Source organism: Pseudomonas sp. EB271-G4-1 (assembly GCF_058791355.1).
Genome location: NZ_JBYTEO010000010.1, coordinates 88,747 through 101,944, shown reverse-complemented (window position 1 = coordinate 101,944; position 13,198 = coordinate 88,747). Strand labels below are relative to the sequence as shown.

General features: G+C 54.4%; 6 protein-coding genes. All 6 read left to right on the top strand.

Features of this window, described 5'->3' with window-relative positions:
* Nucleotides 1-67 precede the first annotated feature (67 nt).
* Entirely contained in the window at nucleotides 68-2,269 is a 2,202-nt protein-coding gene (locus AC3WWR_RS07665; RefSeq protein ID WP_492598608.1) for an Hsp70 family protein, read from the top strand.
* Between the two features lie 292 nt (nucleotides 2,270-2,561).
* The gene (gene dpdE / locus AC3WWR_RS07660) at nucleotides 2,562-5,849 is read left to right on the top strand and encodes a protein DpdE (protein WP_492598607.1); all 3,288 of its coding nucleotides are present in this window, start codon (nucleotides 2,562-2,564) and stop codon (nucleotides 5,847-5,849) included.
* On the top strand, nucleotides 5,846-8,440 hold the full coding sequence (gene dpdF / locus AC3WWR_RS07655; RefSeq protein ID WP_492598606.1) for a protein DpdF: 2,595 nt from the start codon (nucleotides 5,846-5,848) through the stop codon (nucleotides 8,438-8,440). The genes dpdE and dpdF overlap by 4 nt, the downstream gene beginning before the upstream one ends.
* The gene (gene dpdG, locus AC3WWR_RS07650; RefSeq protein WP_492598605.1) at nucleotides 8,437-9,387 is read left to right on the top strand and encodes a protein DpdG; all 951 of its coding nucleotides are present in this window, start codon (nucleotides 8,437-8,439) and stop codon (nucleotides 9,385-9,387) included. The genes dpdF and dpdG overlap by 4 nt, the downstream gene beginning before the upstream one ends.
* On the top strand, nucleotides 9,384-12,482 hold the full coding sequence (gene dpdH, locus AC3WWR_RS07645) for a protein DpdH (protein ID WP_492598604.1): 3,099 nt from the start codon (nucleotides 9,384-9,386) through the stop codon (nucleotides 12,480-12,482). The genes dpdG and dpdH overlap by 4 nt, the downstream gene beginning before the upstream one ends.
* Complete coding sequence (gene dpdI / locus AC3WWR_RS07640) at nucleotides 12,473-13,189, top strand: protein DpdI (RefSeq protein WP_492598603.1); 717 nt, start codon at nucleotides 12,473-12,475, stop codon at nucleotides 13,187-13,189. Before dpdH ends, dpdI begins: the two co-directional genes overlap by 10 nt.
* The last annotated feature ends 9 nt before the right edge of the window (nucleotides 13,190-13,198 follow it).

Below are 13,198 nucleotides of genomic sequence, written 5' to 3'. Positions count from 1 at the left end.
TAAGTAATGCGTCGCGGCATGACAAGGCGGGTTCAGACATTTTTTTGGGGCCTTACAGGAGTGGAATGTGAAGATTGGGGTCGATTTCGGAACAAGTTTTTCCAGCGCAGCAGCCTGCATAGAAGGCAAGGTACGGCACATTACTTTTGGCCATGAACGGCAGTTTCGGACGGCTGTGTTCTTTCCTGACCGCTATGTGGACCCGTCGCAGTTTTTCCTGACAGCCGAGAATGAACAGGAGATTGACAATGCGATCAGGTCGCACAAAAGCCTTTATAGCGAGCTTGTCGCCCAGTATGAGGCGCGGTTGGATAGATTGGTCAGGGAAGAGAAACATAGTGCTAAAGATGGTGCACCCTACTCGGCGCAGCAGAAGGTGAAACGGCGAGAGTTGCTTGTAAAACCCAAGCGTCTTTCAGACGAAGAAGTTCGGCGAACTACAATCAATGCTATCCGACGACGCTGGGTCAGCATGCAGAGGAAGAGCATCGCGCAGGAAGGACTGGACGTTCGCCAGGCCAGCGGTGTGTTTGGCGAGGAGGCTATCGACGCGCTGTACAACAATGAGCTTGGACGTATCTTCCAGTCACCCAAATCCATGCTTGGGTATAAGTTGGAGCCTCGCCACCAGGACGTCGTGGTCGGCGTGGTAGCGCAAGTGTTGGCGCACATCCGAACCGTGGCCGGGGAGCAGTTGGGAACCGAAGTGAAAGCGGTAATGCTGGGGCGGCCTGTTGAGTTTCGAGGAGTGGTCGGCAGTACCAACGATCAGGCTGCTCAGGACTTGCTGGAGCGAGCCGCCAGGGAGGCCGGTTTTTCGGACGTTGAGTTCCTAATGGAGCCTTCTGCTGCTGCCTTTGGTTATCACCGTGAATCCGTGAATTCGCATGCAGCGCTCATCATCGACATTGGTGGTGGCACAACCGACATAGCCTATGCGCAAGTGGGTGGTGATGCTCATGAGCCAGTTATCCATAAAATTTGGGGCAGGGGTCGTGGAGGGACCGATGTCGATGTTGAGTTGTCGGTGCGAACTGCCATGCCGCTATTCGGCAAAGGGCATGAGCACGGCTTGCCTCTTCACGTCTATCGCAGCGCTGCGAAAGTCAGCGATTTGAGCCTGCAGCGGGATTTTGCTAATCAGTCTACTGCGCGTGTGATCGAACCGTTCAAAGCGCGGCTGGAAAGGCTCAAGGAGAAAGGCACTACGGTCAGGCTGAACCGGGATATTGAACAACTCAAGATCGATTTGAGTGACGAGAGTATCGCCGACGTGCCCCTTGAATATATTGATCATGATTTGAGTTTGCACGCTGATCGCACGGACCTTGAGTCTAGCGCGGAACGTTTTATGGCTGGGTTTCGCGATCTGCTCGAGAAGGTCCGCACCGAGTTGCCGGAAACCGACCCGGTTGTCTTCTTGACCGGAGGCATGTCCAGAGCTCCCTACGTGCAAACTTGCGTGAAAGAGGTGTTCAGCCAGTCGGACATCGTGATGGGTGATGCTTCGTTAGGTGTTGTCGCTGGGTTGGCACAATTTGCGGCACCACCGACGAACTCGGGTAGTCAACCGTTTTCCACCTTGGTTGCTGCACCCGCGTGCGCCGAGGATAAAAAGCGAGTGGTACGACAGCGTGAATTGTTCACTCATGGGATGGCACGTGCCGACAAGATCGCCGACGCGTACGAGAAACAGAGAGAGGTTTATCAGCGCCACTATGATGTGCAAGAGAAAATTTTTGTAGGGACGCGAATCGGCGATTATCTGGCGGTGCTGAACGAAAACGTTTACAACGCGTATGAGCTCAACGTGCAAGCAGGGTGGCTGCCTTCGGGAGCGAAATTCACTGAGTTGGAGTTTTTCGAAACGCTGATCAGACACGACCGTAGCGGTCGCCGCTACAAATCGTTGGCTAGTGTCCCGTTGTTTTTGCACGATGAGTTCGAAGGTAATGATGACAAGGATTTCGAGGGTTATGCGCATGAGCTAAGAGAAGCATGCCGCTCTGCCTACGATGAAATGCCAGACCTGCGCGAAAACATGGATGACGAGCCCGCTGAAGGCGATTTTTTTGATGCGTTGCATGCTTGGCCAGAAGAGGCTGACGCGCCAGAGCGTGAGATTGTGGAGGGACGTGCACTTTTCGACAATTTACAGAAAGGTTGGCTTGGCTGCCAGAAAGTCGGGTTAGGGCTGCTACATATGGCTAATCATCTGGGGGACGATGACTATGACCCTGGCCTTATGGATGCCCTGCTCGATTCGTGAATCGCCCGGTATGGTTGAGGTACTCAACTAGCAGGCTAGAACCTATCCCACGAGCAATTGTTGTGGGATGGGACTTACCGGGGTCAAGGCACTGACCGATTCCCCAATGATGGTGTTTGGCTGAAAGTGGCACGGCCCAGTTAGCAGGTACTAATGCGTTGAAAAATCCGTTCACTCTGACGGGCGGCGGTTGTATTCTCTTTGAGGTAATTCAACGCGAACGTTGGAGGCAGCCAAGGAAGTGCAGAAGACATTTCTCTTGTGGTGTCCTATTGCACGGACAAGAGGTGTCATGTTCTGTTTAGTGAAAGATTCTGAAAGTGATGGCTTGGGTAAGCTCGTTGGCCGTGATGGTTCGATAGGTGTCGTTGAGTATTTCGACTGTCCGACCAGCGCGATGCGGCACCGGGTTCACGTACCTCTATCCTCAATCAAGCAAAAGCGCTTGGGACGAAATACCCGAGTTTTTACGTACGACGAACTAGATGGTCAGTGGCGTATCGGGCGAGTACGCGAGGACGACGGTGAAGGCGTCGAGATCCGCTTGGCTGACAAAGTCGACGTTTATCTTGGCTACGAGCAGGTCTTTGTTCGATGGAAGCGACCGGTCCAAGACCCGGTCAGTTTCCTTGGTAACTTTGTTACCGAAACGCCTCGCTTTGCTGATGCGCGGTCTGGCTTCCTACAGAATTACCTTCATCAACGAGGCGCTGCGTTTGGCATTTCTGCCTTGCTGTCCTCTGCTATCGAATTGGAATCTCACCAGGTTGATGTAGTGCGACGTGTTTTGACCGATCACTCCCAGCGTTATCTGCTTGCGGACGAGGTTGGCCTCGGTAAGACGATCGAGGCGGGAGTTATCATCCGCCAAGTTGTGCTCGATGATTTGCGTAAGCATCGAGTCCTCGTGCTAGTCCCGCATGCCTTGGTGACCCAATGGCGGGATGAGTTAATCGTTCGCTTTGGATTGCGCGATTTCATCGATGAATCGGTATTCGTGCTGCCCCAGGAAGATAACGAGGGTTTGCGCGACGTTCTGTCCAACCTATCTTTACTAGTCATCGACGAAGCGCATCATTTGGCCGACCCTCACGCTGACGATGCAAAGCAAGACTTGTACCGTCTAATTAGCGATGTGGCGCAGAGTACTGACCGTTTGCTCCTGCTGTCGGCGACGCCGATTTTGCGTAACGAGGAAGGCTTTCTGCGCATGCTTCATCTGCTGGATCCGGTGGTTTACCAACTCGATGATCTAGAGAACTTCCATGCCAAGATCGTCAATCGACAGGCGCTCGCTGAGACGGTCGCAGCCCTAGATCCGAGCAATTTCTTTTTCATGGATGCTGCGCTCGATGATCTGACTGAGCGTATTCCGAACGACCTGCGTTTGGCGCAGTTGACTCGAGCGCTGAAGGAGAAGTTGCTCGAGTTGCCCGACGAGGATGACGCGGAATTTTGCATTGCTGTGCGGCACCTGCGAGCTCATATCTCCGAGACTTACCGTCTCAATCGCCGCATCCTGCGCAACCGCCGTAGCCAAGTGGAGGGTTTAACGCCCGACCGCAAAGGAGCGCAAGTCTGGACGGTTAAGGATTCAGCGATGAAGCGTCTCGAATCAGTTGTAGAGGACTGGCGCGTTAGTGCCTCGCTGTCGATCGGGTCAGCGGATGCCGCTGTTGCGCAGGCGCTCGTGGCGTTTTACTGGACCGTGACTTGCGCTCTTTTGGAGGATCTAGGTGTCCTTCGCCAACTTTGCACGGAGCGCCAACGCAGTATTGAAAGCGACGCGTCTAAGTCTTTTATCGGAGAGGAGGTACTCCTCAGGACCGTCATCCGTGCGATTGAGGACGAGGAGTGGATGGAGACCCGCCTCGACCGGTTGTATGTGGGGTTGCGAACGTTGCCGGAGTCGACCAAGGCGGTAGTTTTCTGCGCCAGCGAGAGTGTCGCTGACAAAGTCTTTGCTCACTTAAGGAGCAGCAACCTCGGCCTGATACGACACGATGTTGGCGAGGTTAGTGATGGAGTTAATGAGCATTGTTGGCGAGAATTTCTAACCAATTCCGCGATTCGGGTCATTGTCTGCGACCGCCAGGCAGAAGAGGGCATCAATCTGCAGGGCGGGGATAAGGTCGTGGTGCATTTTGACCTCCCCCTACAGCCAAATCGCATCGAACAGCGCATCGGGCGTGTTGACCGCTATGGCGCCGGCACTTCGGTGCAGTCATACGTATTGCTCGATGAAGACGCGCCGCTCCAATCCGCATGGTTCGGCATTCTCGACCAGGGATGGGGCGTTTTTAACCAGTCCATCTCGAGCCTGCAGTACCTGGTTGAGGCTGAACTAGATGTTTTGAGGGGGGCACTGATCCATGGCGGCGTAGAAGCACTTGACGCGTTGCGTGATCGTTTGGCTGGTTCCTCCGGCTTAGTGGCCCGCGAACTCAAACTGATTGATCAGCAAGACGCGCTGGACCAACTGTCGCCGTTGCCTGAAGCGGATCTAGACGACTTGTTCGAAGTAGATGGGGATTGGAGGACCATCCGTGACACGATGATGTATTGGATCGAAGATACGCTTCTGTTCCGCAAGGAAGGTGAACCGCGAACTCCTGGTACCCATTCGGTGGACGATCCGTTCCGCTTTCACTACTACCCGCCGGATGGCAACAATCAGTCACCGACACTCATTCCCTCGTCTGGATTCATTAACGATTTTTTGGGCGCTATTGATTTCGAAGCACCAGGCAGTCGTGCTGCCCTACCGAAATCCTATCCGTATGCTGTACACCGTCCTACTGCCGTCAGGCGCAGAGTGAGCCCATTGCGTTACGGAACAGCGTTTATTGAGGCTGTCATGTCATTTTCGGATTTGGACGACCGTGGCCGTAGTTATGTGATGTGGCGGCAAGTGTTCGACCATTTTTCGCCTTCAGAAATCCGACTTTGTTTCCGCTTCGACTTTGTGGTGGAGGCGTGCTTGGATGATGCCATCGCGGTTCTGACTACCGATCATGGCCAATCGGGCGAAGCAGCACAGGCTGTACTGGCAAGACGCGGAGACTCCTTATTTAGCCCTGCGGTGGTGCAAGTCTGGGTGGACGAGGACGGAGATGAACTGCCGCAACATTTTATTGAGCGTTTTTTGATTGCTAAGTATGCAAAAAAGGGTGGTAAGGGATACATCGACAAGAATCTTGAGACACCTTACTTACGTGCCTTTCGGAGGGTGGCGCCGGATACTTTTGCCAACTGGGAGGAGCGCTGTGAGCGGATGCGCGACCGCGCGCTGGCTATTGTGATGGCGAGGCCGGAATTGAAGGGGCGACAGCACCGCGCGCTGGATCGGGCGGTGGCCGAAGACGAGATACGCTACGCTCAGTTGCAGACCCGTATCCAGTCCTTGCAAGGTCGGGAGGCTCAGGGCGAGGCACACCAGCTTATATTAGAACAGGAGCTTAACCGCGCTCTCCATCGGGGCATATTGTCCCCTTCGATAAAGGTCGACGTCGCCGGCGTGGTCTTCCTCACTAGCGAACCTGTATCCCTTATCCAACGCTTCATACAGGAAGGCGCATGAGTTTCGATTTCGATGAATTACAGACTATCCTCGGGATTTGGCCAGTAGCCACTGATTGGTCGGAAAAGGCAGATGACAGCTTGCTGGAGCGGATTTTCCAGTTGTTGAGTGCAGCGCAAGCCCAGCCTAGCGACATAACATGGCATGCCGACCTGCAACCCTTGTTGCGGCATGTTTTGCTCCGCGCCAGCGACGGCGCGGGCAAGAATATGAGGCTGCGTGTGCCTGCCGATCGGGGGTGGCCCGATCGGGCAAGTTGGGCTGACCATGGGGTGGAAGCGATGGAAGCGGGACCCACTGCATATCTGCTAACAGCTCGAGAGTGGCATCCAGAGTGGCTTGGTAGCGGAGAACATGGGGTATTCGCCGATACCTTTTCCGACAAAAAAGTACGTCGGATGGTGCATTGCGAGGTGGATCCCTTCATTCATGATGGAACCGGCTTTACGAACTATTCGTCCCCGGGTCAACGCGAGGCGGTGCGTGCCGCCTTTCTGATCCCAGAAGGCGATACCCTGATGGTCAATTTACCGACGGGCTCTGGAAAAAGCTTGGTCGGGCAAGCCCCCGCTTTAGTAAATAAAGAGGATGGCCATCTGACCATCTTCGTCGTGCCGACGGTCGCCCTTGCTCTCGACCAGGAGCGCGCTATGCAGCAACTGTTTCGAAGTAATGGTCCTTCCCGCCCCGACTGGCCGCTGGCTTGGTACGGCGGCTTATCGAAAGAAAAGCGTGCCGAGATTCGGCAGCGTCTGCGCAATGGCACCCAGCGAATCCTGTTCACCTCACCAGAAGCGCTCACCACGTCGCTACTACGTGTTGTGTCGGATGCCACCACCGACGGCATGCTGCGGTACTTCGTGATTGATGAAGCTCACCTGGTCACCCAGTGGGGGGACGAGTTCCGTCCTTCCTTTCAGGCTTTGGCAGGTCTGCGCCACAGCCTGCTTCGGTTGGCGCCGCGTGGTTTTCGAACCTTGCTAATGAGTGCCACCTTCACGGATGAAACGGTAGAAACATTGGCTAGCCTATTCGGCCCCCCCGAACGGGTACAAATGGTATCGGCGGTGCATCTTCGCCCGGAACCGCAATATTGGTTCTACAAGGCTGCATCGACGTACGAAAAGCAAGAACGCGTGCTTGAGGCACTGCGACATGCGCCGCGACCGTTCATTCTTTACGTCACTAAGCGAGAAGAAATCGCGTCTTGGAACACAGTGTTGCGTTCTCGCGGAGGCCTGCGCCGCCTAGCCACGTTTGACGGTGGGACGCCCGATCGCGAGCGGCAGCGAATCATTTTGGAGTGGGCAGCCAATCGCCTCGATGGCATTGTCGCCACATCAGCTTTTGGCGTTGGTCTCGACAAGATTGATGTGCGCACGGTGATCCACGCGACGATTCCGGAAACTCTGGATCGCTTCTATCAAGAAGTGGGGCGCGGTGGCCGTGACGGCAAGTCGTCGGTCAGCCTGTTGGTATTCGACGATACCGACTGGGCTTTGCCGGAGCGACTCGCAAAGCCCAAGATAATTTCCAATGAGCTTGGCTTCAGCCGCTGGAAGGCCATGTACCAGTCACGCCAGGCAACTACTGAAGAGGACTTGTGGGGCATCAATATCGACGCCGTGCGCGAAGGATTACCGGGGGGAAGCGAACACAACGTTAACTGGAACATGCGAACCCTCATCCTGATGGCGCGTGCTGGCCTAGTAACTCTCGAACTAGAGGTCAATCGCGACGAGCAGGATACCGAACCGGGCGAGGATGCTTCGTCAATGCTAGCGGCAATGGCAAACGTGCGAGTACGAATCCGAAACGACGGCCATCTTATTTCCAAAGTCTGGGAAGACGCGATCAGAGCCTCGCGAAACAAGACGCTAGAGGCGGCTGAGCGGAACTTGCAAATGATGCGGCAACTGCTGCCCTGGTCCAGCGGCCTGGACCAGCAAATCGGTCAAGAAGTCGGTGCCACGCTTACACATTTGTATCGCATTCGGTCGTTGCGCTGGCCGGTTCAGGTAACGCAGGTTTGCGGCGGCTGTCCGGCGGATCGCTTCGACACTGAGGATCGCAGGCACTATGCCGAACCGGTCGTCGTTCCGGTGAATCGTGTCTTATCGTCGTCCGCCGACGCTTGGCGGAAAAATTTTCCTTGGGTGGACCCAGCTTTTGCCTATGTCTTCTACGACGAGAGTCGACCCAGGGATGGCGTCCGACAAGCCATCCTGCAATTCGCTGGATGGCTGGTGCAGTCATGCGGCGTACGTGAGTTGGCAGCCCACCCTGAATCGCCACTGATATGCCTTCCCGAGTGGACCCGGTTATATCAGTTCGCGCGCGACCGGGTACTGCTACATCGGTCGGTTTTGGACTCCGATCTGGAGCCTTACTCCCCGCTGGCCCGTTTGACGGTGCTGGAGCCGGACTCCTCCCCTGAACTCATCATGGATACCCAGATGTTGCAGCGGCCCTTCCATGTTGTGCTGCTACCGCTCGGCATGCCGGATCCTGGTAATAGCTTGCGCCGTCTTGCCGACGTCACCCCGAATGCGCTGCATCTGGAAAAACTAATTCAAGTGATAACCCAATGAGCATTCTTAACCGTGAAAACGATGGTCTCCATCCAATACTCCTGACTCTAGCCAGAATCGTCGCCCGAGACAAAGCCATTTCTCGCGATGATCTGATTAATGTCTGCGTCCCGCATTCCGGCATCGATAAGGAAAGCGGCAAAGAAACCGATAACGACAAACGCAAGGACCTGGCATCCCGGACTCGTGCAACGCTGCTCCGTTGGGTCGCTCTCGGATTGTTCGCCGAAGACCGCGACCAAGTTCGTTTGGATATTGAATTTACACGAGGGGAGTCTGTTGACGCATTTACGGAGCGCCTTCCCGCCATTTGCCGCGGCCTTGCCTTGCGCCTGGAATACGGGATGCCCTTGTGGCCCGCCAATGGCAGCATTTCGGAAGAGGAGGTTGGGCGCACGGCCGACCTGTGCCGCGGTTTGGCCTGGTGCCTGACTCAGGATATCTACGCGCTACCAAGCACGCATGGTGAAATCGAAAGTTTGATTACAACCCAGGTGCAAACAGGACGATTCATCTTTCTGAACGACACTCGTTGGGCTGGGCTCCGGTCTTGGGCGAGATTCCTTGGCTTTGCCACTGGGGACGACTCCAGCTTTTTCTTCGACCCGACAGTAGCGGTGCGCTCGGAATTAAAAGAGGTTATTCGAAAAGGCGAAACAGTGCCTGCGGCCGAGTTCGTGTCGCGCTTGGCCGTACGTTTGCCGGTGTTGGATTCTGGCGTCTACCGTCTTGAAGTGGAACAGGTCCTGAGGCCTGAGAGTTGGACAGCACCTGCTACCGGACACTTGTCGACTGCGCTGTCATTCGCTTTGCGGCGTTTGCAGAAGCAGGGAATGATCGGCTTGGTGACTCTGGCTGATGCCGGTGCACGACTAACGCTCGTCGGGCAGGGGGGGCGGACATGGGAAAGCTTTACCCATATCAGCTTGTTGAGGGACGCATCATGAGTTTGCTGAGTTATTGGCCTACTGCTGACGAAATTAATGACTGCATCAAACACGAAGCTGAGGGCGCCCACGATGCCGTCTTGCTAGCTGTTCACAAACCCTCGCCACTAAGTTATAAGCAGATTTCCTCAGGCGTAAAATTCGAAGCTAGCGAAGAAGATCTATTCAAGTACCTGATCACAAAGGATGTACCCTCCGGAGTCCATGTTGTTCCCATCACCGGCGCATCCGGTGTCGGCAAATCGCACATGGTTCGTATATTAACGGCTCGTCTGCAGAGCACGAATGACGATGACCGATATGTGATCATCCGCATCCCAAAGAGCGCTAGTCTCCGGAGAGTTGTGGAACTGATCCTGGAAAAACTGCCAGGGGAGGAGTACGCGCCAGTCAAGGCAGAGTTTTCTAAGGCGTTCACTGAAGAACTCAACATCGAAACTGCAGTTATCAGGTTCCAAAGAGAGCTAGAGATCGCTTTGGGCGAATTAACGAAAGGGTTAGAGACTCGCGTTAGGTCTAATCCTCGAGATTCGGCATTGAAAGAGCAATGGGGCCATGCTGCTAATTTACCTAAGTTCATGGGGGATCCAGTACTTGTCGATTATTTTCGCGAGAAAGTATTTCCAAGGTTCGTGCAGCGAGCTATCGCTGGTCAGAATCAGGCTGAGCAGGAGGCATACGTCAAGGATTTTGATGTAGGCGACTTCCAACTGCCAGATGCCATAGACATCAGCAAGGCCGCTTCGACCACGCACGCTTATTACACTCGGACATTGTTAGTTCGGGAAGGTGAAGGCATGCGTACAGCTACTCGCCTGCTCAACGAGAGCAAGGTTGTCGACCAAGCGATTCGCCAGCTATTCAATCTGCACCAATCCTTGGGTGGTATGACTTTGCAAGAAGTCATCCAGGAGATTCGCCGCCTGTTACTTCAGCAACAGCGCGAACTGGTGATCTTTGTGGAGGACTTCAAGGCACTCACCGGTATCCAGGATATATTGCTAAAGGTGCTCATCCAGGAAGGTGTTCGCAATGGGGTTAGGGAGTTGGCGACGATGCGTTCTGTCATCGCAGTGACAGATGGCTATCTAGATTCCGAGGATACAATCGCAACCCGTGCGAAGCGTGAATGGAAAGTGGAAAGCGAATTATCCAGCGAGCAAGAAGTTTTGCGCCGTACTAAGGCGCTCGTTGCTTCTTACTTGAATGCTGCGCGCTGGGGCTACCGTGAGTTAGTGCATCACTTTGAGATCAAGGGTGGTGCGCATGCCGGGCAGGAAGCCTGGATCGGGCCATATGCCGACCATGAAGATACTAGCGATGACCCTGTGTTAGCCGCTTTTGGGAAAGAGGGCGAGATTCCGCTATTCCCATACACAGAGCAAGCCATTGAACAGTTCGCGCGGTCTGTGCTCACCCGGAACAATGCCCTGGTCTTTACTCCGCGTTTCATTATTGACAATATTTTGCGTGGGTTGCTTTTGTCGGGCAGGCCAGCATTCGAACGTGGGCAGTTTCCGCCACCAGACGTCAATGCCCCTGGGACGAATGCGGAGGTCACGCAGTGGCTAGCTTCGCTTCCAGTGTCTGAAGAAGTGCGGGAGCGCTACCGGCGTGTCGTCGCGATCTGGGGCAATGCTCCTCGTACGTCGGAGGAGATCGGCTGCATTCCTAAGGAGGTATTCGATGCCTTCAAGTTGAATCGGCCGAACATCGAGTTCCGCAGCGTCCTTCAGAGTAAACAGAAGGTTGATCCGATCGAGCCACCCCCGGATTTACAGCCAAAGCCAGATGACGAGTACCTGATCGAGGCACTTGAGAAATGGGTGCAAAACAGTGAGCGCCTTTCCCAGACAGTAGCTAATCAAATCCGGAAATCGATTGAATCTGCCATCAACGAGAGAATTGACTGGTCGGCAGAGCGTTGTATCAAGACCCCAATTTCTTTCAAACAGATATCCATTCCTAATGCTGGTGGTGAAGGTAGCATTGCTACCCATGCGATCGTAGTTGCGGAAGATCATACCGATCCCACTGGCCAGTTACGTGCAGAATTGGCTGCCGTGACTCGTTTCTACCACCTGAATGGCGGCAAGATGCAATACGCTGATGCCGACGATGATCTCTGTTGGATTGGCAACCTGTCTGACCGCCTAATGCCGAGTGCATTGGCTCTCGTACGTGCCGGCATGCGTCAGAAGCTAGGCATGGCAGTACGATTGCTATCCACCAATAGCCGAATTCTTGGCCTCATCGACCGCGGGCGTACTCCTACTAGTCTCGCAGCTTTTTTATTCGGTGTGCCAAACATACCTCAGCGTCCGCTTGAAGAGGCATCTGCGGAATTCAGCAATTGGCGCGCCATACAGGAGCAGGCATTACAGATACGTTCCAAATTGCACGAACTCGTTACAGACTACTGCGGCAGTTTCCAAGGCACTACAGGGAAGACTCCCTATGCTGTCGATATGGTGAGGGTGGCCGACTGCTTGTTGCCCGATAGCGAAGCTACGAGCCTGGGTGTGTTTGAGTTTCTTCCCAGTGAGTTAAAGTCGGCCCTGGCGATAATGTCAGAGGGACGCGTGAGTCTTCTGGCAAGTAAGGTATTTCAAGGAGCTAGCAACATTTGTATCAAGTTGACGGCAGAGTTCGGCGAAACCTTCGACAAGCAAGAAATTGCAGAGGAGCTCAGGGCGCTGGCGGATCAGTTGAAGGGGTTCGCTGTTTGGGACGTGAACGACATCGGTATTAGTCATACTGCTTTCAAGACTTTGTGCGAGGAATTCCGTGGTGGCGCACTACGCGAAGCGCTGTCCATACTTGCGACTTCGGGGCAAGGAGACGAAGGGTCGAACGACGGAAAGTTAGTCGCTCGCATGGGGCGCTTTGACGTCCATCCGCTCATATTGGCGTCGCGGTTCGTTGAGGCGTCACGCAAGGTGGTGCGCGCGTCAGAGAAACGCGCCAAAGAGTTTGAAGACCAAATCCAGGGTGTCGACCCGCAAGTGCAGGCGAGTGAGATCCAGACCTTGTTCGGAAACCTCATGAATGAAATGGATGCACTGGGAGTGGCAGGAGAAACCGCATGCTCTTAAGCGATGCACAGAGCGCTCGCGCGCGTTTGATACGTGCTGAAGCCGCCAGCAGTGGTATTGAGGAAGCTGAGGCATTGACGGCAAAGCGATATGAACTACAGGAACTGGCAGGCCGGATTGTGATCCTGGCACGTCGCAATACCTTGTTCAGGGAGCACAGCGTTCCGTTCTCACCAATTCCGGACTTAGAGAAGGCGAAACAATTGATCAGCCAGATTAATGCTCGTTTTTCCGAATCACCCAAGGCTGTCACTCTGGTAGACAAGAAGGGCTGGAGCAAACTGATATCGACGCTTGCCGAGTTTAACGCCTCAGTTGAGATGCTGCAGAAACAGGATTGGAAAGCCTACTTCAGCAGTAAGTTGTTTGGCGGAGTGCCTCCCGAGCAACGCAAGCAGACCATCTTGCAGGCGCTGCCGGAGAACGGAAAAGCCTTGGAGCTTTATACGAGGTTGTACCAGCGTTTCAGTCAATACCGCAATACCATTCCTGGTAACGTGGAAGCTCTGCGCGAGGTGCTTGAGTGTTCGAAGGACTTGGCAGATATTAAGTTTGTCGAGAACGACGACGTGCCACTACCTGTGAGAGCATTTTTTAACGCCACCTCCTTGGGGAGCGGAGCTAGCCTTGATTTTTTGATCCCAGAGGTCATTGAATGGCTACGCACGAATAACATGCTGGCTAACTATGTAGTGCGGGCACGCTAATTGAACGGA

Bases quoted from the DNA above. Each gene is read 5' to 3' on its own strand.
- dpdF (WP_492598606.1), top strand. From the start codon at position 5,846: ATGAGTTTCGATTTCGATGAATTACAGACTATCCTCGGGATTTGGCCA.
- dpdI (WP_492598603.1), top strand. From the start codon at position 12,473: ATGCTCTTAAGCGATGCACAGAGCGCTCGCGCGCGTTTGATACGTGCT.
- dpdH (WP_492598604.1), top strand. From the start codon at position 9,384: ATGAGTTTGCTGAGTTATTGGCCTACTGCTGACGAAATTAATGACTGC.
- dpdE (WP_492598607.1), top strand. From the start codon at position 2,562: ATGTTCTGTTTAGTGAAAGATTCTGAAAGTGATGGCTTGGGTAAGCTC.
- dpdG (WP_492598605.1), top strand. From the start codon at position 8,437: ATGAGCATTCTTAACCGTGAAAACGATGGTCTCCATCCAATACTCCTG.